The sequence below is a fragment of the Sulfitobacter sabulilitoris genome, from assembly GCF_005887615.1.
GTDB classification, from domain to species: domain Bacteria; phylum Pseudomonadota; class Alphaproteobacteria; order Rhodobacterales; family Rhodobacteraceae; genus Sulfitobacter_E; species Sulfitobacter_E sabulilitoris.
The window spans coordinates 230,197-250,317 of record NZ_VANS01000004.1 but is presented as its reverse complement, the minus strand read 5'-3'; the positions used below and the strand labels follow the sequence as shown (position 1 = coordinate 250,317).

General features: G+C 64.7%; 19 protein-coding genes. 8 read left to right on the top strand and 11 right to left on the bottom strand.

Annotation, left to right across the window (positions count from 1 at the left end):
• Positions 1-3 precede the first annotated feature (3 nt).
• The 3 genes from FDT80_RS15345 to FDT80_RS15335 form a co-directional block, all read right to left on the bottom strand.
• Positions 4-1,167 carry an FIST N-terminal domain-containing protein gene (locus FDT80_RS15345; RefSeq protein ID WP_138663189.1) on the bottom strand — a complete coding sequence of 388 codons (1,164 nt, stop codon included), beginning with the start codon at positions 1,165-1,167 and terminating at the stop codon, positions 4-6.
• Positions 1,168-1,216: 49 nt separating this feature from the next.
• Positions 1,217-1,921, bottom strand: coding sequence for a LuxR C-terminal-related transcriptional regulator (locus FDT80_RS15340; protein ID WP_138663188.1), 705 nt, complete (start codon positions 1,919-1,921; stop codon positions 1,217-1,219).
• 116 nt (positions 1,922-2,037) lie between these two features.
• The gene (locus tag FDT80_RS15335; protein WP_138663187.1) at positions 2,038-3,801 is read right to left on the bottom strand and encodes a PQQ-dependent methanol/ethanol family dehydrogenase; all 1,764 of its coding nucleotides are present in this window, start codon (positions 3,799-3,801) and stop codon (positions 2,038-2,040) included.
• A gap of 199 nt (positions 3,802-4,000) precedes the next feature.
• Here FDT80_RS15335 and FDT80_RS15330 point away from each other — a divergent pair, with 199 nt between their 5' ends.
• Complete coding sequence (locus FDT80_RS15330) at positions 4,001-4,531, top strand: hypothetical protein (protein WP_138663186.1); 531 nt, start codon at positions 4,001-4,003, stop codon at positions 4,529-4,531.
• A gap of 103 nt (positions 4,532-4,634) precedes the next feature.
• Here FDT80_RS15330 and FDT80_RS15325 read toward each other — a convergent pair whose 3' ends face one another.
• The 6 genes from FDT80_RS15325 to FDT80_RS15300 are packed head-to-tail and all read right to left on the bottom strand — an operon-like array spanning position 4,635 to position 9,342.
• Entirely contained in the window at positions 4,635-5,177 is a 543-nt protein-coding gene (locus FDT80_RS15325; protein ID WP_138663185.1) for a tetratricopeptide repeat protein, read from the bottom strand.
• A gap of 59 nt (positions 5,178-5,236) precedes the next feature.
• A complete protein-coding gene (locus FDT80_RS15320; protein ID WP_138663184.1) occupies positions 5,237-6,028 on the bottom strand; it encodes an ABC transporter permease in 792 nt (263 codons plus the stop codon).
• The gene (locus FDT80_RS15315; RefSeq protein WP_138663183.1) at positions 6,025-6,744 is read right to left on the bottom strand and encodes an ABC transporter ATP-binding protein; all 720 of its coding nucleotides are present in this window, start codon (positions 6,742-6,744) and stop codon (positions 6,025-6,027) included. The genes FDT80_RS15320 and FDT80_RS15315 overlap by 4 nt, the downstream gene beginning before the upstream one ends.
• Entirely contained in the window at positions 6,741-7,184 is a 444-nt protein-coding gene (locus tag FDT80_RS15310; RefSeq protein ID WP_138663182.1) for a cupredoxin domain-containing protein, read from the bottom strand. The genes FDT80_RS15315 and FDT80_RS15310 overlap by 4 nt, the downstream gene beginning before the upstream one ends.
• A gap of 35 nt (positions 7,185-7,219) precedes the next feature.
• Complete coding sequence (locus FDT80_RS15305; protein ID WP_138663181.1) at positions 7,220-8,176, bottom strand: YVTN family beta-propeller repeat protein; 957 nt, start codon at positions 8,174-8,176, stop codon at positions 7,220-7,222.
• Positions 8,176-9,342, bottom strand: coding sequence for an ABC transporter substrate-binding protein (locus tag FDT80_RS15300; RefSeq protein WP_170311892.1), 1,167 nt, complete (start codon positions 9,340-9,342; stop codon positions 8,176-8,178). Before FDT80_RS15300 ends, FDT80_RS15305 begins: the two co-directional genes overlap by 1 nt.
• 165 nt (positions 9,343-9,507) lie before the next feature.
• On the opposite strand from FDT80_RS15300, the gene pedF reads away from it, so the two are divergent.
• The 6 genes from pedF (at position 9,508) to FDT80_RS15270 (ending at position 15,485) form a co-directional block, all read left to right on the top strand.
• Positions 9,508-10,224 carry a cytochrome c-550 PedF gene (gene pedF / locus FDT80_RS15295; protein WP_138663180.1) on the top strand — a complete coding sequence of 239 codons (717 nt, stop codon included), beginning with the start codon at positions 9,508-9,510 and terminating at the stop codon, positions 10,222-10,224.
• A 2-nt stretch (positions 10,225-10,226) separates the two neighbouring features.
• Positions 10,227-11,129, top strand: a complete 903-nt coding sequence (locus FDT80_RS15290) for a substrate-binding periplasmic protein (protein ID WP_138663179.1) — start codon at positions 10,227-10,229, stop codon at positions 11,127-11,129.
• Between the two features lie 76 nt (positions 11,130-11,205).
• Positions 11,206-11,733 (top strand): SRPBCC family protein, encoded by a 528-nt coding sequence (locus tag FDT80_RS15285; RefSeq protein ID WP_138663178.1) that lies wholly within the window; start codon positions 11,206-11,208, stop codon positions 11,731-11,733.
• Between the two features lie 34 nt (positions 11,734-11,767).
• Positions 11,768-12,253, top strand: coding sequence for a (2Fe-2S)-binding protein (locus FDT80_RS15280; protein WP_138663177.1), 486 nt, complete (start codon positions 11,768-11,770; stop codon positions 12,251-12,253).
• Between the two features lie 61 nt (positions 12,254-12,314).
• Positions 12,315-14,684, top strand: a complete 2,370-nt coding sequence (locus FDT80_RS15275) for a xanthine dehydrogenase family protein molybdopterin-binding subunit (protein ID WP_138663176.1) — start codon at positions 12,315-12,317, stop codon at positions 14,682-14,684.
• A gap of 12 nt (positions 14,685-14,696) precedes the next feature.
• On the top strand, positions 14,697-15,485 hold the full coding sequence (locus FDT80_RS15270; RefSeq protein WP_138663175.1) for an FAD binding domain-containing protein: 789 nt from the start codon (positions 14,697-14,699) through the stop codon (positions 15,483-15,485).
• Between the two features lie 74 nt (positions 15,486-15,559).
• On the opposite strand, the gene FDT80_RS15265 is transcribed toward FDT80_RS15270, so the two are convergent.
• Positions 15,560-16,432: an FAD:protein FMN transferase gene (locus tag FDT80_RS15265; protein ID WP_138663174.1), complete on the bottom strand. Its 873-nt coding sequence runs from the start codon at positions 16,430-16,432 to the stop codon at positions 15,560-15,562.
• Entirely contained in the window at positions 16,429-18,531 is a 2,103-nt protein-coding gene (locus FDT80_RS15260) for a 4Fe-4S binding protein (RefSeq protein WP_425472022.1), read from the bottom strand. The genes FDT80_RS15265 and FDT80_RS15260 overlap by 4 nt, the downstream gene beginning before the upstream one ends.
• 294 nt (positions 18,532-18,825) lie before the next feature.
• On the opposite strand from FDT80_RS15260, the gene FDT80_RS15255 reads away from it, so the two are divergent.
• The gene (locus tag FDT80_RS15255; protein WP_246039976.1) at positions 18,826-20,121 is read left to right on the top strand and encodes a PQQ-dependent sugar dehydrogenase; all 1,296 of its coding nucleotides are present in this window, start codon (positions 18,826-18,828) and stop codon (positions 20,119-20,121) included.

The window sequence follows — 20,121 nt, the reverse complement described above, 5'->3', positions numbered from 1 at the left end:
GGTCTAATCCTCGGGTTCGTCCGCGTAGATGGCCACGCCGGTCATGGTATGATTGACGTGCAGCGTGCCGATCTGTTCGCCGTAGGTGGAAAACCCGGTCACGCGGTGGTCACGCAGAATCTGTGAAATCCGGTGCGTCAACTGGGTCTGCTCGGCCTCGATGCGCCGCAGGATGCAATCGCAGCCCAGAATATCAGCCGGCCGGCCGCCGCGCCCCAGGTCCTGAAGCTTGCGTTCGAGATGGGCGGCCATGTTGTCGGGGCGCGCCACGGTCAGGACCATCCCCTCGTCGATGGCGGAGAAAAAGACCAGTTCGCCATTGTCGTTGACCTGCTGGATCGCGCGCACGTGGTGGGTGCCGCCGAACCGCACGACCACCGGATGAGAGGCAAAAGTGAACTGGTCAAGCTGCTCGGGGTCCTTGCCGACGATCCGGGCATATTCGCGGGCGGCGGGTTCCGCGTTGATCGACTTCACGATCCGGCGCGCCGGGTCGGCTTCGGTCACGACCATCTGCGCGTCGGTCGGCACCAGGTGATCGATGCTGAAGACGCGTGTGCGGTAATCGGTCAGCACGAGGGTCAGCACGGCCGCGTCGTTGCGCACGCGACCATTGAGCGACACCAGCGTGCGTTCGAACGTCGTGCCGTCGCCGGCGGAGCCGCCGAACAACGGCAGATCCCGCAGCGCCGGTGCGATGGCCGCCGTCAGGGTATCCTCGCGCAGCGACAGGCCGTCCACGACCAGAAACGCAAAGCCCTGCTGCATCCGGGGGTTCGCGTCGCGCATCGCCACCTGGCTGAGCGCGATCCGGTCCACCAGGACCTGCGAGCTTTCGTTCTTGAGATCCTCGATCAGAATCGACGTGCTGACGAAATGCGCGGCGGGAAACCCGATGCCCACGATCAGGCCGTTCTCGTAGCCCGACATCCCGATTTCACCGGCGGTGGTGCAGGCCACCACATCCGTGCCGGCAAACTGCTCTTGCGCCTCTGCGATGGTCTTGTCGAAATCCGCCTCCGCCGACACGAAAAGCGCCACCAGAGCGAGGGGCTCGGTCGCGATCTGGGCTTTCAGGTCTTCAATCGGGTTTTCCGCGGTATGGGCGACCTGGCCCCGGCGCAAGGCCGACACCGGAGTGCCGACAGCACCCGCTCCGAGTGGCATGCGTACTTGTGCCAAAGTTCAAACTCCCCTGGCAGACAAGATACGTAACTTAGTCTTCGCTTGGCAATACGCTCGAGAACTTCGCGTCATGCGCAACCAGCACCGCCTGTGTTCGGCTTTGGACACCCAGCTTGCGCATGATCGCCGTCACATGCGCCTTGACCGTGGTCTCGGCGATCGACAGGTCGAAGGCGATCTGCTTGTTCAGCTTGCCTTCGCAGATCAGTTGCAGGATCCGCGCTTGCTGATTGGTCAGCGACGACAGGCGCGTCAGCGTATCGTCGGCCTCGTCATCGTCGTCGCCGTCCTCGACAAACCCCGTGGGCTTGAAGATGCCGCCGGCCTTGATCTGGCACAGCGCATCCTTGAAGACCGAGCGGCGGCTGTGTTTGGGGACGAACCCGGAGGCCCCCGCGACGATGGCCCTGTTGATGATGGCGTTATCGGTCATCGACGATACGATCATCACATGCGATCCCGCCGCTTGCCGTTTGAGACGGATCAACCCGTCAAGGCCGCTGACGTCCGGCAGATTGAGATCCAGCAGGATCAGTTCGGGCGGCGGCGCGCCCTCGAGCACGGTAAAGGCGCTTTCGAGGCAATCAGCGGTTTCGACCCTGGCGAAATCGCCGACCGACCGCAGCGTGAGTTCGAGGGCGTCGCAAAAGAGCGGATGGTCATCGACGATCAGCGCCCAGTTTCCTGATCGTGCGGCGGATAGCGTTTCCGAAGGAAGTGGTTCATGCGGCATCATAATTCGATACTACCCCGCGCGGGCCTTTCTGTCTCTTGCCGAAAAGTCCTATAGCCCAAAAAAAAAATGCGCCCCCCGCGAGGAGAGCGCATTCCGATGTCATGATCCGTGGCGTATCAGTTGGACGCAAGCTGCTGCGGCAGGCGGAAGGTCCAGAGCATGCCACCCTGGTTGAGGTAGCTCACCTTCTTGGCCACTTCGCCGCCCCAGAGCGGAACCGCGCCGCCCCAGCCGGAGATCACCGTCACGTACTGCTCGCCGTCCTGTTCCCAGGTGATCGGCTGGCCGACGATGCCGGAGCCGGTCTGGAACGACCACAGTTCTTCGCCGGTTTCGTCATCAAAGGCGATGAACTTGCCCTCGGGCGTTCCGGTGAACACAAGGCCGCCGGCGGTGGTCATCACGCCACCCCAAAGCGGGCTGTCGTTCTTGAATTCCCACTTGATGTCACCGGTGTCGGGGTCGATCGCCTTGAGGCTGCCGATGTGGTCTTCGTAGTTCGGCTTGATGGTAAAGCCGGACCCGAGGTAGGCCGCGCCCTTCTTGTAGGTGATCGGCTCGTTCCAGATATCCATGCCCCATTCGTTGGAGGGCACGTAGAACAGGCCGGTCTTGGGCGAATGCGCCATCGGCATCCAGTTCTTGCCGCCGAGGAAGGACGGCGACGAGAAGACGACCTCGCCCTTGTTGCCGTCGGCCGCCGCGGCGGGGTCGCCGGGGCGGTTGTCCTCGTTGAAGATCGGGCGGCCGTTCTCGTCGATACCGCTGGCCCAGGTGATGTCCTTGACGAAGGGTGTCGCGCTGACGAACTTGCCGTCCTCGCGGTTCAGGACGTAGAAAAAGCCGTTCCGGTCCGCGGTGGCGAAGCGCTTGTTGCCCGCGCGGTCCTCGTAGGCCACGACCTCGTTCACACCGTCATAGTCCCAGCCTTCGCGCGGCGTGGTCTGGAAGTGCCATTTGATCTCGCCCGTGGCGGGATCGATGCCCAGGCGCGAGGCGGCATAGAGGTTGTCGCCCTTGTTGCCTTCGGTCGGCGTGCCTGCGTCGCGCAGGTGGCTGTTCCACGGGGCCGGGTTGCCGGTGCCGAAGACCAGCGTATCGGTGTCTGCGTCATACGAGCCGCCGAGCCATGTGGCCCCGCCGCCGGTCTTCCACATATCGCCCGGCCATGTCGCGTTCAGCGTGCCGGTCATGGTCGATTCGTTGCCGTTGAGCGTGCCCATGTGGCCTTCGATCACGGGACGGGTCCAGACCATCTCGCCGGTTTCGGCGTCGCGTGCCTGCACTTCGCCGACGATGCCGAATTCACCACCCGAATTGCCGGTGATGATCAGCCCGTTCACGATCAGCGGCGCGGCGGTATAGCTGTAGCCGGCCTTGTAGTCGGCGATCTTCTTGTTCCAGACCACGTCGCCCGTCTTGGCGTTCAGCGCGACCATGCGCGCATCGAGCGTGCCGAAATAGATGTTGTCGCCATAGATCGCGGCGCCGCGGTTGACCACGTCACAGCAGGGCAGGATGCCTTCGGGCAGGCGCGCGTCGTACTGCCAAAGCTCTGCGCCGGTCTTTACGTCGATTGCGTAGATCCGCGAATAGGACCCGGTGATGTACATGACGCCGTCATGCACGATCGGCTGGGTCTCCTGGCCGCGCTGCTTCTCGCCTCCCAACGAGAACGCCCATGCGGGCAGCAGGTTGTCCACGTTCTCCTTGTTGAGAAGCTCCAGCGGCGAATACCGCTGCAGGTGGCGGCCCATGCCGTTGGTCAGCACGTCTTTGGTCGATGCGGTGTCATTGGCGAGATCCGCCTCGGTGACCTGCGCATATGCAAGACTTGCAGTCATCATGGATGCTGTCAAAGCCAAGATGAATTTGTTCATTCTGTGTCCTCCCTGGTTATGTCGATGAAGGTCGCGCAACGACGACGGCGCCAACCAACTCGACGGCAGTATTCGCGCAATCCCGGCAAGCGGCTATTGAACATTGGTCGTATGCCGTGAGGGAGACACGATCGGCACGACCAAAGTCGCGATGCCCCGCGTCCGGCAAACCGCTAGGCTGGCGCGGAGGGAGGCGCGCATGAACGTGAAATTCAGTCAGCTTGCGGTTCTTGCGGCTCTGGCCGGGCCGCTTTCGGCGGCCGAACGGCGGCATGCCTACCTGGAAGACGGCAGCGGCGCGCGGATCGAAATCGCCACCATCGACATCGCCTCCGACGGCGCCTATGCCGTCACGATGACCGAGCGGGCGTTCAGCGATCATTTCCTGTCGATGCGACCGTTCAAATGCGTCGAAGGGCCGGAAAAGACGTGGTGCCACGTGCCCTACCCCTACACGATCCGGCGCGATATCTCGACCGATCTGACCGATCTGGAGTATGATTTCCTGTTCGTCTGGAAGGGCAAGGGAGATTACGGGATCAATATGTGGAACGGCGTCTATTACCGGATGGCGCGGTCGGGCGACGCGCTGCGCGGGGTCCTGCACGAACTGGACATGGATCTGCTGGCATCGCCCCCCGCCGCGGACGACCTGCGCCCGCTTGGCCCGCAGGACATCGTCGAAAGCGATCCCGACAGCCATTGGCTGCCACGGCTGATCATCGAATAGGCCGGATCGGTCGAGCCAACCGGCAGGGTCGCCGCGCGCGGGCGGTGGCACAGGCCTGTCACCTGCGGGCGGACGGGCCGCTGCGGATCGCGGGCGGCGCAGATCAGAACAGCGGGGCGTATTTCCAGTTGTCGGCGTCCGGCGTGACCGCGTCCAGATCGTAGTCCGCGCCCTGCAGTTGCCGGGCGATTTCCAGCCCCGCGCTGGCCGCGTCATCGACATAGCGGCGGCCAAGCGCCTTGTCCTGCGCGACGCCGTGGCCGCGCATCAGGTCCATGCCGTAGTTGAACTTGCCGACCGGATCGCCCGCCTCGGCCGCGCGCCGGTCCCATTCCGCCGCGGCGTCGGGGTTGTATTCGCCGCCCAGTCCGTTGTTGTCGAGCTGGCTCATCCAGGTCATCGCGCCGGTATAGCCGTCGCGCGCGCAGGCTTCGAAGATGGCGCGGGCCGTGGCGTGATCGCCGGATTTCGTCATCATGTAGCCGCTGGCGCAGAGCGTCATGTCCGTCTCGCCGCGGCGGATCTTGTCGATCTGCGATTGCCAGGTCAGTTCGTCGGGGTTGAGCGTGCCCAAGGCGCCGGTGTCTTCGGCGGCGGTGGCGGCGGGCAGGACAAGAAGGGTGAGGGCATATGCAATATGTTTCATGCACCAGACGCTAGCACATCGCGCCGCGCTGTGCAGTCCTTCCATGGTCGTAGAAAATGTCAGCGTCTACGACCTATCTGGCCACGTGCCGGATCGTACCCCCAGATCGCGCAGGCCGAAAAGATCGCCGCCGCCAGCAGCGTCCAGCCCAGCGCCGGCAGGTTGACCTCGCCATAGAGCGCGAAGCGGATCAGTTCGACCGCATGGGTGAACGGATTGACCGCGCAGATCGTGTAAAGCAGCTCGGAGCTTTCGGCCATCTTCCACAAGGGATAGAGCGCCGAGGACAGGAAAAACATCGGGAAGATGACGAAGTTCATCACCCCTGCGAAATTCTCCAACTGCTTGATGAAGCTGGACAGCAACAGCCCCAGCGCACCCAGCATCACGCCTGCCAGCGTCAGGGCGGGCAGCACCGCCAGATACCCCCAAGGCGGGGCCACAACACCGAAACCGGCCGCGATCGCCAGAAAGGCGTAGGCTTGCAGGATCGAGATCGCCGTGGAGCCCAAAAGCTTGCACAGCAGCAGCCACCAGCGCGGCAGCGGGCTGGTCAGCAAAAGCTTCATCGACCCCATTTCGCGGTCATAGACGAGGCTGAGCGAGGATTGCATGCCGTTGAACAGCAAGATCATGCCGCACAGGCCGGGCACGATATAGGTCTCGTAGGTGATATAGGTCTGGTAGGGCGGGATGATGCTGATCCCGAGGGCCGCGCGAAAGCCCGCCGCGAACACCAGCAGCCAGACCAGCGGGCGCACCAGCGCCGCGATGAAACGCTCGCGCTGGTGCACAAAGCGCAGCGCCTCGCGCAGAACGATGGCGCGCAACGATGTGAGATAGGGCGTCACGCGGCCTCGTGCCCGGTCATCGACAGGAACCGATCGGCCAGCGGCAGATCGCCCGCGATCGCGGCCGCGGTGCCCTGCGCCAGCACGCGCGCCCGGTGCAGCACCACCAGTTGATCGTCGGCGCGGACCTCGTCGGTGAGATGGGTCGCCCACAGCACGCTGATCCCCTCTTGGGCCAGATCATGCACATGCGCGGTGATGGCCTGCCGCGCGGCGGCATCCAGCCCGACCGTCGGTTCGTCCAGCAGCAGCACCGACGGCGCGTGCAGCAGGGCGCGGGCGATTTCCGCCCGGCGGCGGTGACCGCCATTGAGCGTGCGCGCCTTCTCGCCCGCGCGTTCCAGCATGTCGAGCCGGTCCAGCGCGGTGTCGATCCGTGTCGCCGCCAGCTTGCCCGACAGGCCGTGCAGAGCGGCGAAATAGGCCAGGTTCTGGCGAACCGTCAGATCCAGATCCAGCGTGGTCTGCTGAAAGACGATGCCAAGATGCGCCAGCGCCTGCCGCGGCTGGCCGGCAAGGTCGAAGCCCGCGATCTCGATCCGGCCCCGGGGCGCCACGAAGAGCCGCGTCAGCAGGTTGAACAGCGTCGATTTCCCCGCCCCGTTCGGCCCCAGAAGCGCGCAGAACCGGCCCGGCGCCACCGCAAGGCTCACATCTTCAAGCGCTGTCTTGGCGCCGTAGCTATAGCTGAGGTTCGCGATGGCAAGGCCGCTCATTCGATGCTGATTTCGATCCGCTGCGTTTCCCCGGTGGAGCCCGGAATATGCATGTCATAGCGCCCCGGCTTGATCGCGACAAAGCCTATTTCCATCGTGCCCGCCTCGTCGAATTCCACGCTGTCGAGGCCAAGCGGTCGGATTTCCAGCCCTTCGATCACGATCTCGTCGATCCAGATCGCGCGGAAGAATTCCGGCCCGACGAGGGCCAGTTCCTGGCTGCCGTCGGCGGTGATCTCGACCTCGTAATAGGTGCCGGATTTCAGGGTCCAGGGGCCGTCGCTGATGGGGGCGCCGGCGGACAGGGTGATGGGGGGCAGATCCTGCTTGTTCTTGCCGGACAGCAGGCCGGCCATGCCAAAGCCCTGTGCAAGGGCCGGCCCGACGGCCAGCGGAAACACGGAAAGGACGAGGGCAGTCGAGAGGGCCTTGCGTATCACGGGACTATATTCCTTTTGTGGTGTCGGCCTGGGGCTCAGGGGCGATACGCCGCGCCCCAGGGAAAGCGCCCGACCTTGATGGATTTGATCGCCCGGCGCTTGGCCACGTCGATCACGGTCACGTCGCCCGACACGCCGTTGGTGGTGAACAGGCGCGAATGGTCGCCGTTGAATGCCATGTGCCAGACCCGCCTGCCGACCAGGATGTACTCCTCGACCTGATAGGTGTCGGCATTGACGACGGCAACGTGGTTGGAAGGGCCGAGCGCGACGAAAACGGTCCGTCCGTCGGGCGTGAATTCGAAGCCGACGGGCTGCACGCGGTCGGGGTGCACGCCCTTGACCTCGAACACGATCTTGGCGATTTCGGCCTGCGTCGCGGTATCGAACACGGTGACGGTTCCGCCGATTTCCGAGCTGACCCACAATTCCTTGTCCGCCTTGGTGAATTCGGCGTGGCGCGGGCGGCTGTCCACCAGCGTGTTGGCAAACAGCGCATTGGTCGCGGTGTCGATCCAATGCGCCATGTTGGTCGTCTCGGAGGTGGTGATGACGATCTTTCCGTCGGCGGAGACCGCCATGCCCTCCGGCTCCACGCCGACGTCGATCTGGGCCACGACCTTGCGCGTCTCGACATCCACCACGGTGGTGATCGCGTCATCCTCGTTGGCGATATAGAGGTGCCGGTCGTCGGGGTGCAGGACGAATTGTTCGGGGTCCTCGCCCGACGGCAGGTTATAAAGGATCTCGCCGGTCGCGGGGTCCATCACCTGCACCGCGTCGCTGTCGGAGGCGCAGATGTAGACCCGCGAATAGTCGTGCGAGAACGTGATGCCGCGGGGCCGTTCGCCGGTGGGATACGTGCGCACGACCTCAAGCGTGTCGGTGTCGATCACGCTCAGGGTGTCGTCCTTTTCATTGGTCACCCAGATCTCTCCGGCCTGGGCGGCAGGGGCCAGCATCACGAGAGCCAGTATCGCATTCAGTCGCATCACTCGAAGTCCTTGCAGCGGCTTTCCGGGCGATCGAGGCCCAGTGTGTCCAGTTCATTGGTCTGGTGCAGAAACCCCTCAAGCGGGGCTTGCGCCACGAGCGCACGGGGATGCGCGAGGGAGATGGGCTGGCGCAGCTGGCCATTCCACGCGCGATAGGTCAGCGGCCGCCCCTTGAAGCCCGCCAGTTCGAAGGCCTCCGACAGGATATAGCCGCGCAGGGAGGGCGCATCGACGGCATTTGTGCGCGTCACCGCCTCGCCCAGCGTGCGCACGGCCGCCCATGCCGCATAGTCGCGCGACTGCATGGCGCGTCCGTGCCGGTCGGTGAAGCGGCCTTGCAACTGCGCGGCGCCCCATTGCTCGATCACCGGCGACCAGGTCAGCGCGGCCAGCCCTTCGGACCCGACGACAGGGCGCGCCGCCCAGGTGTTGTACAACAGGTAGCGCCCGAAATCGCCCAGTTCGTCCGCGACGATCAGCGCGTCGTAATCGCCGAAGCCCTGCGTGAACAGCGGCACTTCCTGCGATGCGTTCCGGCGCATGTCGGCGTCGAAGACCCACGGCTTTTCCGCCGACAGCGTCAGGCCGAATTTCGTCAGCGAGCGGCGCATCGCGGCGGCATAGGCCAGATCCTGCGGATGCGTGCCCGTCACCATCACCAGATCGGTCCAGCGCTTTTGCACCAGGACCTGCGCCAGCGCGTCGGTGCGCATCGCGTCCGATGGCAGCGCATGTAGCAGGTTGGCGCGGCAGTCGCCGTCGCGCAACGCGGTGTCGCCCGCAGCGACGTTGAACACGACCGCGCCCTGCGCCTGCGGCAGGTCGGCGATCGCCAACATGACATCGGCGGCGGCATCGACGATCAGGAACGGCGTCTGCGCCAGCAGTCGGGACGCGCCCGCAAGCGGGTCCTCGCTCGGCGCGACGGTCGCCTCGGTCAGAGTGTATCCATGCCCCAGGAACCGCCCCGTGGTGATATTGTCGTCAAGCCCCGTCCGTGCCCCGGCCAGCCCGATGTCATCCGGCACGGCATCGAGGTTCGACAGGGTCGGCGGGCGCGGCTGCTCGACCCGCAGGTACGCTATGGTCAGCGCGACATCGGCCCAGGCGTACTGAAAGCAGGCCATCTGCATGACAACGCAGGTCGCCAGAAACTTCGCCATGTGATGCACCTGCCGGATCTCCTTTCGCTCACCCTAGCGTCGGCCCCAACCCAGCCGAATAGGACTTTGGTCGCTATCGCCGGGCACCCGCAACCAAGGTCTTATATCGCCGGACCGGGGCCGGGTGTTACCTAGCAGAAAATCATGACGATCAGGGAGCAAGACATGACACGCGATACGACCAGACGGGCCTTGGGCAAACTCACGCTCAGCGGAGCGATTTTTGCAGGGACAGTCGGCGCCGCGCTGGCCGCCGGGCTGCCACTGGGCATTTCGACGGTCGATACCGGCAATCTGCCGCCCACCGGCGACGAATGGCTGACCGAAAACCCCTACCGCGCGGAGGCCGCCGGAGAGGCGGTTTGGCTCGAGGCTTTGGCCGTCGGCGAATCCGGTTACATCCAGAACTGTGCGCGCTGTCATGGGCTTGAGGCGATTTCGGGCGGCCTTGCCCCCGACCTGCGGTTCCTCGAGGCGGAGGAATATGGCGACGAATGGTATGTCGAGCGGTTCCGCTCCGGCTATACCCAGAACGGCACGACCAAGATGCCGGCCTTTGGCGAGCTTCTGGGACAGGACGCGGCCTGGGCGATCCGGACCTATATCGAAACCCGGCCCGACGAGCAGGCGATGGAAGAGGTTTCGGACGAGCTGAAGGCGCTGCGCGACGAGATCGAAGGCTATGCGAGCGATTCGGCGGGCGCCGACCCGGATGCGCTGAAGACGCGCATGTCCGAGATCGCCAACGGAATCGAAACGCTGTCCGGTGCGCCGGTCGCGGATTCGATTGCCTATCGCGCCGCCTACATGATCGACGGCACCCCCGAGGGTTACCGGCTTGCCGCCGACACGCTGACCATCGGTCTGTCGGCCGCGAATTAACCATGCGCCTCGCGTCGTTCGCCCTCGCCGCCATCCTGTCGGGCCTGACCTTGGCGGGTCCGGCGTGGGCGGCCGACCCCTGCGCCGATTACGTACCGCAACCACGCCCGCAGAACGTCGGTCGCGACGTGGTGGGCCAAGAGCTCGACACCATCGTCGAGCAGGGGCACATGCTGTTCGCGGTCTACGAGGATTACGCGCCCTATAGCTGGCAGGAGGCGGGGCAGCCGCGCGGCGTGGACATCGACATCGCGCGGCTGATCGCCGAGGATCTTGGCGTGGAGGCGCGGTTCAAATTCGTGGCCGCGGGCGAGAACCTCGAGGCGGATCTGCTGACGAATGTCTGGAAGGGCGGCGTGATCGGCGGGCGCGTCTCCAACGTCATGATGCGCATCCCGTATGATTCCACCTTTGCGTGCCGGGTCGAACAGGTTGTCTTTACCGGGCAATATGCCGCCGAATCCATCGCCATCGCCTATACCAGCGCGGCCTATCCCGATGACAAGCCGGTCCCGGCCTATTTCCGCTTTGACACCGTGGCCGTCGAAAACGATTCCATTTCCGATTTCTACCTGTCGTCCTTCGCCGGGGGGCAGTTGCGCCAGAAGGTACAGCGCTTTGCCACCATGGCGCAGGCCATGCAGGCGATGGCCGAGGGTAAGACCAATGCCGCGATGGGCCCGCTTGGGCAGCTTGAATTCGGCCTGACGAAGGATGGCGGTATCCACCAGCCCCCGCTGGCGGGCTTCGCGGTCAGCACCTGGACCTTGGGTGTCGCGGTGAATTTCCGCTATCGCCCCCTGTCCTATGCCGTGGACGACGCCGTCAACGCCGCCCTGTCGGACGGACGGATCGCGCAAATCTACCAATCCTACGGCCTTAGCTTCCAGCCCCCGGAAAGATGACCCATGCGCCTTTGGTCGAATAACCAGGCCTGCGCCCTTTGACTATGCTGACCTCATAAACGGAGCTGACATCGCCATGAATCTCACCGACTCGAAAACCATAAACGCCGACCGGGCCACGGTCTGGGCCGCGCTGCTGAATCCGGAAGTGCTCAAGGCCTGCGTGCCGGGATGCCAAGAGATGACCGGATCGCCCGAAGACGGCTTCGAGGCCGTGGTCGTCCAGAAGGTCGGTCCCGTCAAGGCGACATTCAAGGGCGCCGTGGCCCTGACCGACATGGCCGAACCCGAAAGCCTGACCATCTCGGGCGAGGGCAAGGGCGGCGCCGCCGGCTTTGCCAAGGGTGGCGCCGATGTACGGCTCGAGGCGGATGGCGACCGGACCATCCTGCACTACGAGGTGGAGGCCAAGGTCGGCGGCAAGCTGGCGCAACTGGGCAGCCGCATCATCGACGGCTTCGCCAAGAAGATGGCCGATCAGTTCTTTCAGAATTTCCAGGATGCAGTGGGCACGCCCGAGCAGACCGAGGATGACGAGACGATCGTCACCGAAACCGGTGAAGAAAAGAAAAAGGGCTGGTTCAAGCGGCTTGTGAAAAGCTGACCAACGGCCCGACAAAAACTCAAGGGAGGACGCCATGACAAAAGTAACAATGACCATCAACGGGAAATCCGTGTCCCGCGACGTGGAGGGGCAGACACTGCTTGTGTCGCTGCTGCGCGAGGACTTGCACCTGACCGGCACGCATGTCGGCTGCGACACGTCGCAATGCGGGGCCTGCACGGTGCATGTGAACGGGAAATCCGTGAAATCCTGCACCATGTTCGCGGCAGAGGCGGATGGCGCCGAGGTCAAGACCATCGAGGGCATGGCCAATGCGGACGGGTCGCTCAACGTGATCCAGCAGGCGTTCCAGGATCACCACGGGTTGCAGTGCGGATTTTGCACGCCGGGCATGGTGATGGCGGCCACGTCGCTGCTCAAGGAAAACCCCAAGCCCACAGAGCAGGAGGTGCGTGTCTATCTCGAAGGCAACATCTGCCGCTGCACGGGCTATCACAACATCGTCAAGGCGATCATGGCCGCCAGCGGCCAGGACGTCAGCGCGATCGCCGCAGAATAAAACCGGCGGCGCGCGGGACTGTTCCGCGCCCGGCCCGCATATCATTTCAGGGAGATTTCTCATGCCTAAAGACACCGGAATAGGTGCCCCCACGCGCCGCCGCGAGGACGTTCGCTTTCTCAAGGGCGCCGGCGAATACACCGATGACATCAAGACCTACGGCCAGACGGTTGCGGTCTTTGCGCGCTCGACCGTGGCCAACGGGATCATCAAGTCCATCGACACCTCCGCCGCCGAGGCGATGCCCGGCGTTCTGGCGGTCTTTACCGGCGCCGATTTCGCCGAGGTTGGCGGCAACCCCGCCGGCTGGCTGATCAACAGCCGCGATGGCGAGCCGATGAAAGAGCCCAAGCGCCCGGTTCTGGCGCATGGCAAGGTGCGCCACGTTGGCGACGCCTATGCCGCGGTGATTGCCGAAACCGACCGCGAGGCGCGCGACGCGGCAGAGGCGATCGAGATCGAGATCGAGGAACTGCCCGCGATCATCGACGTCAAAGAGGCGCTGACCGGCGACAATTTCGTCCATGACGAGATCGGCACCAACCAGTGTTTCGACTGGGGCTGGATCGAGGACAACCGCGCGGCCACCGACGAGGCGATCAAGAACGCGGCGCATGTCACCACGCTTGAGCTGGTCAACAACCGTCTGGTGCCCAACGCGATGGAGCCGCGGTGTTCGATGGCGACCTACAAGGCCAGCGACGACGAATACATCCTGCACACCACCTCGCAGAACCCCCACCTGACGCGACTGCTGATCTCGGCTTTCGTGATGGGCATTCCCGAAAACAAGCTGACCGTGATCGCGCCCGACGTGGGCGGCGGGTTCGGCTCCAAGATCTATCACTACGGCGAAGAGGCGCTGGTGCTGGCCGCGGCCAAGCGCATCGGCCGTCCGGTGAAATGGACCGCCGACCGCACCGAGGCATTCCTGACGGACGCGCATGGCCGCGACCACGTGACCAAGATCGAACTGGCGACCGACGCCGAGGGCAATTTCCAGGCCTTCCGCACCGAAACCTATGCCAACGTCGGCGCCTATCTGTCGAACTTCGCGACGGCGACGCCGACGTTCCTGCACGGCACGTTGATGGCCGGCAACTATACGGTGCCGAATGTCTATGTGAACGTCAAAGCGGTGTTCACCAACACCGCGCCCGTCGATGCCTACCGCGGCGCGGGCCGCCCCGAGGCGACCTATTCGCTGGAGCGGGTGATCGACAAATGCGCGCGCGAATTGGGCATGGACCCGATCGAGCTGCGCCGCAAGAACTTCATCAAGCCCGACCAGTACCCCTATGCCTCGGCCGCGGGGCTGGAATATGACGCGGGCAACTACGACGCGCTGATGGACAAGATGGAAGAGGTCGCGGACATCAAGGGCTTTGCCGCCCGTCGGGCCGAAAGCGAAGCCAAGGGCCTGCTGCGCGGCTTTGGGGTCAACGCCTATATCGAGGCCTGCGGCATCGCGCCCAGCAACCTTGTCGGTGTGCTGGGCAGCCGCGTCGGTCTTTACGATGCGGCGACGGTGCGGGTGAACGCGACCGGCAACCTCAGCGTCATGGTCGGCGCGCACAGCCATGGGCAGGGCCACGAGACCGTGTTCCCGCAGGTGGTGGCGGAAATGCTTGGCATCGACGCCTCAAGCATCGACATCGTGCATGGCGACACCTCCAAGATCCCGTTCGGAATGGGCACCTATGGGTCGCGCAGCCTTGCGGTCTGCGGCTCTGCCGTGGTGCGTGCGACCGAGAAGATCATCAACAAGGCCAAGAAGATCGCGGCCCACATGCTCGAGGCGTCGGAGACGGACATCGAGCTGAAGGACGGGTCGTTCACCATCGCGGGCACCGACAAGTCGGTGTCCTTCGGCGAGGTCGCGCTCAAGGCCTATATCCCGCATGATTTCCCGCTCGAGGATATCGAACCGGGGCTGGAGGAGACCGCGTTCTACGATCCGGCGAACTTTACCTATCCGTCGGGCGCCTATTGCTGCGAGGTCGAAGTGGACCCCGACACCGGCAAGGTGCGGGTGGACCGTTTCGCCGCCGTGGACGATTTCGGCAACGTCATCAACCCGATGGTCGTGACCGGACAGGTGCACGGGGGCCTGGGCCAGGGTATCGGTCAGGCCCTGCTGGAGGCCGCGCGCTACAACAGCGACGGTCAGCTCGAAAGCGCGAGCTACATGGATTACACGATGCCGCGCGCCGACGATCTGCCGTTCTACACGGTGGACCATTCGCAGGGCACGCCCTGCACGCACAATCCGCTGGGCGTGAAAGGCTGCGGCGAGGCGGGGGCGATCGGATCGCCGCCGACAATCGTCAACGCGGTGATCGACGCCCTGCAATCGGGCGGCAAGAACGTCACCCATATCGACATGCCGCTGACCCCGCACCGCGTGTGGTCGGCCATGAACAGCGCGTGAGGGAGAACAACCATGTACGCATTTGACATCGAGACCCCAACCACCATCGCCGACGCGGTCGCGGCCCTCAAGGCGGACGAGGCGCAGCCGCTGGGCGGCGGACAGACGTTGATCCCCACGCTCAAGGCGCGGCTTGCGGCCCCGTCCAAGCTGATCTCGCTGGCCAGGGTGGCGGACATGCAGGGCGTGTCCGTCGCGGGTGACACCCTGCGCATCGGTGGCGCGACCACCCACGCCACGGTCGCGTCCGACGCCGCGCAAAGCTATCCCGGTCTTGCCGCGCTTGCCGGGCATATCGGCGATCCGGCGGTGCGCAATCGCGGCACCATCGGCGGGTCGATCGCGAACAACGATCCGGCGGCCTGCTATCCGGCGGCGGCGCTGGCATCGGGCGCCACCATCGTGACCGACACGCGCGAGATCGCGGCCGACGATTTCTTTGTCGGCATGTTCGAGACCGCGCTGGCGGAGGGCGAGATCGTGACCGCCGTCAGCTTTCCGATCCCGCAGGCGGCGAACTATCAGAAGTTCGTGCAGCCCGCGTCGCGGTTTTCGCTGGTCGGTGTGTTCGTTGCGAAATACGCCGACGGCGTGCGCGTCGCCGTGACAGGCGCGTCCGAGGGCGGCGTGTTCCGCTGGACCGAGGCCGAGCAGGCGCTGTCGTCCGATTTCTCGGCAGATGCGCTCAAGGATCTCAGCGTCAGCGCGGACGGCATGATCAGCGATCTGCACGGCACCGGCGACTACCGCGCGCATCTGGTCAAGGTCATGACGGGCCGCGCCGTCAAAGCCGCCGGCTAGACCGGTTTCACCCCCTGAAATGGCCAAAGGCCCCGGCACGCGCCGGGGCCTTTTTCATGTCGACGGCGGGCAGGCTACAGGGTGATCAGATCGCCGGTGGTGTTCACCAGCGTGACGCGCCGAATGCCATGGCGACCGGGCAGCGCACGGATCATATCCAGCGGTGCCAGCGCCAGTGCGGTGGAAAAGCCGTCGGCCGTCGTGGCATCCGCCGCCTCGACCGACACGGTCGACCATTGCGGTGCGGCACTGGCGTGCAGGATGTGCCCTCGCCCCTGCAACGGCACGGAGTGCGGGCTTGAGGTCGCGATCGCGCCCTGGGTCAAAGTGCGCGTTCCCAGGTGGCCGAACTGCGGATCGCTCAGGCCCAGCGTCCACGGTCCGCCGCTCCCCCGGAATTCACCGATATTGACCAGCGTATCGCCAAACCCCGCGGCCGCCAGCAGGTCCGCCACGCGGTCGGTGGCGAAGCCTTGCGCGATTCCGTTGAAGGTCAGCGCCTGACCTGTTCCCAGCACCACGGCCTGTGTGCCATGCGTGACCCGCGACCATCCGATCAGGCGGCGCGCGGCAACAAGATCGCCGCCATCGGCCAGCGCGCGCCACAGCGGCTGCACCGTGGGATCGAACAGCCCGCCTGTCGCGCGGTGAACCCGGTCGGCGGCCCGCATCAGGGTGCGGAACATCGGGTCCGGCGTGTCCAGCCGCCCCGCCGCATTGAGCCGCGACAGCTGCGAGCCGGGATCGAAAAGATTGAACTGCGCCTCGATCCGGCGCAGCAGATCGCGGGCCGCGCGCACCGCGGGCCCGGCGATATCGCGCGGCCCCCGGATCGTGATGTCGATCTCGGCGCCGAAGGCCCGGCCCTGCCAGCGTTCGGCGCGCGCGGGCCCCGCCAGAAGGCAGGCGGCAGAGATCGACAGGAACCGGCGGCGCGACAGGGTCATTCGGCGGCCACCTTTTGCAGGGCGCGCCCGCGCCGCGCGGCAAGACGCAGTGGCACGCATTGCGTCGGGTCATCGTGGATCGTCACGCAGTCAAGGCACTGGAAACATTCGGAATACTGAATTTCGCCGGTTTTCTTGATCGCTCCGTAGGCGCATTTCACGCGGCACAGCTGGCAGGGCGACCCGCATTCCGGCCGCCGGTCGATCCATTTGCGGGTGCGCAGCAGGCCGCCGATCGCCATGACCGCGCCCAGGGGACACACGTAGCGGCAAAAGCCCTTGAACACGACCATCGACAGCAAAAGCAACCCCGCCGCATAGGCGACATAATACCATTCGCGGAGAAAGAAGGTGGTGATCGCGGTCTTGAACGGCTCCACCTCTATCGCCTTGTCCAGCCGCGCAGGCACCGTGAACAAAATGGCGACCAATGCGAACAGAACGATATATTTCAGCCACTTGAGCTGATTATCAAGGCGCCGTGGGACTTCGAACTGAGGAATGCGCAGGGCGCGCGCGATGTGATGGGCGAATTCCTGCATCGCGCCGAACGGGCACAGCCAGCCGCAAAACAGCCCCCGGCCCCACAGCACGAACCCCAAGAGCGACACCGCCCAGATCACCAGCGAAAACGGATCGTAGAGCAGGAACGCAAAAGAGCCGCCCTCGGTCAAAGTGCGCAGCGCCCCCAGCGGCGTGGCGATCGACAATTGCCCCTGGCCCCACCAGCCGATGAACCCGGTGACGAAGGCGAGGATGCCCAGACGGATCGGCGTAAAATGTCGATGCCCGGCCAGACGGTTCAGATTCGCACCCAAAAGCGCCAGAAGCCCGGCCAGAAACACGCACAGCACGATCAGGTCGGTGGAGCGGTTGTAGACCGCGCTCAGCCAGGGCGGCACCGGCTTGACGGCTTCGGGCCGTTTGAAGAACCGCGCATCGGTCACGTGCTCGGCGGCAAATGTCACCGACCCGATTTCGGGCTTGAACACGCCGTGTTCGCGCAGCGCCTTGACCTGCAGCGTCCAGGGGCTGGTCGGGTCGAAGCCAAGCCGCCGGTCGGTCCGCAGGATCAGCGCCGTGCCGTCGTGCAGCGCGGCCGGCACGTCGTCCTTCAACTCGATATAGATATCCGCGTCGCGCAGCGCGATCGGGAACCCGCCCTGCGCCGCGCTGATCAGATCGGGCGCGGTGTTGCGTATGAATTCGTCGGTGGTGAGCCCGTGGCGCGCGGTTTCCACCACGAGAATCGGCTCATCGCTGGTCGAGATTTCCATGAAGCCCTGAAGTTCCTTCAGGCTCCCGCTGGATAAGACGGCGCGGGCGATGGCGGGCGGCCCGATGTCGATGACCCACAGATCGAGATAGACGCCATCCGGGTCCGCCGTCGCCTCGGGATCGTCGCGTTCCCAGATCGTGCCGGCAAACGCGGCATCCATCTCCGAATTCAGCACCTGTTTGCGCGTCACCAGCCCCTCGTCCACCAGCCTGGCCCATGTCAGGTCTTCGTCATGGCTCATGTCGGGATAGGCGGGCGGCCCGGTTGCGACGCCGCTCATCTTCTCGCGGGCGACCTTGAGGGCCGCGGCCAGCAGGCTTTCATGCGCGATCCGCACAGATGCCGTGGCCTTGGTCACACCATCGAGATAGATCAGCGCGCTGCCGTCCGACCCGCTGCCATAGGGGGTGCCGACGACAAGGCTGTCGGAAATGGAATGGCCGCGATACTGCTCGAAGAACTTGTGGAACGCCGCCTCGCCCAGCCCCGAGACGAAAATCGGCTCGTTGTGCGAGATCAGCTTTACGTCCAGAAACCGGCCATCGAGGTCGAGCATGACGAGCATGTTGATCGGCGCGCCGGAAAATCCGGGTAGCGGCGCCATGGGTTCGGTTTCGAACACGTAGCCCGCTTCGGCGCCGCCGGAATTGAGAAGGTGCCAGACGCCCTCGTCGTTGATCCGCTGGCCCAGCGACATCGGCGGGGCGACAAACGGCTCGAGCACGTCACGCTCCAACGGCGCCGCCGCGAGCGAAGCCGTCATGAAGGCCCAAAAGGCAAGGGCGCGCAAAAGCATCCGCTGAACCGGGTGGCGTGTCATGGGGCCATGATTACCGCCAGCACCCGCCCGGCCCTATGCGACCAAGGTCGGACGTGGGCGGCAGGTGCCACTGCGTCCGGCGGTGTCAGGGCGCGCCGCGGGGCCGCCCGACACAGCGGGTTTACGCCGGGCAGACCGAAAAAGACTTCGGCGCGGGGTGTCCGCAACAGGTCAACAGTTGATGCGAAAGCGATACAACCCTAAGCTAGTCCTGTCGATCGGTGACCGCGCCCGGCACAGCCGCGCGTTCGGAATCACCATTTCGATGAACATAGCGATATAGGGAGGAGTTAAATGTTTTATTCAGGACAAGGCGGGCAACCGCGGTGGATTGCACCGCTTGCCATTGCTGCACTTATCGGTGCGACATCGTCGATGGCGATGGCACAGGCCGGTATGAACACGACCAGTCTTCAGCATGAAATCGTGCTGGATGACCTCGAAAACCCATGGGACATGGCATTTCTGGACGACGGCACCATGTTCTTTACCGAAAAGTGCCAGGGCCTGTCGGTGCGCATGGCGTCCGGCGAGGTGAACGCGCTGCTGGGCATGGGCGGGGCCGAAGGCTATCCCGCCACCGCCGACGACCTGTTCTGCGAAGGCCAGGCCGGCATGATGGGTGTCGCCGTCGACCCGAACTTTGGCGAGAATCGCCGGATCTACGTTTACTCCACTTCGAACATGTCGGACCCGCACACCAACCGGCTGATGCGGCTGGTGGTGAACGAGGACTTTACCGGCGTGTCCGAGCGGACCGACATCGTTGACGACGTACCCTACAAGATGGCGGCCAGCGACCATCCGTTCGGCGGGCCGGGCGCCCATAACGGCGGCCGGGTGCGGTTCGGGCCGGATGGCGCATTGTGGCTGACCACCGGCGACAACCACAACGAAGAGATCCCGCAAAGCCCGACGCTGATGGGCTCCAAGGTGCTGCGCATGGATACCGACGGCAACGCGCATCCCGACAACGCACCGCCAGAGGGCTTCGATCCGCGGACCTACACCTATGGTCACCGCAACGTGCAGGGCATCGCCTTTCACCCGGGGACCGGGACGGCCATCGTCGCCGAGCACGGGCCCTGGCATTCGGACGAGATCACGGTTCTGCAGAATGGTGGCAACGGCGGGTGGGATCCGCGCGACAACATGGCCGGACGTGGCGATTGCCCGGACAATTACTGCGGGTACATGCCCAACCAGATGGACGGCATGAACCGGTATGAGCGCGCGGCCTTCATGCCGATGACCGACTTCAAGACCTATCCCGACGCAATGCCCCCGATCTGGACCAACAACGGCTGGTCGCAAGGCACCTCGTCGGCTGCCTTCCTCGAGGGTGAGCAATGGGGAAGCTGGGACGGCGCCCTTGTCGTCGGACTGATGGGCATCGGCTTTGGCGGCACGCCGATCGGCCAGCGCATCGACGTGATCGAACTGGCCGACGACCTGTCGGTGGTCGACGTCACCGAGATGACGCTGCCGATGGAATCGGCGCGCTTCCGGTCGCTGGTCCTCGGGCCGGACGGCAGCCTTTATACGGCCGTGGACGAAGGCGTGATCCACAAGCTGACGCCGACAAACTGA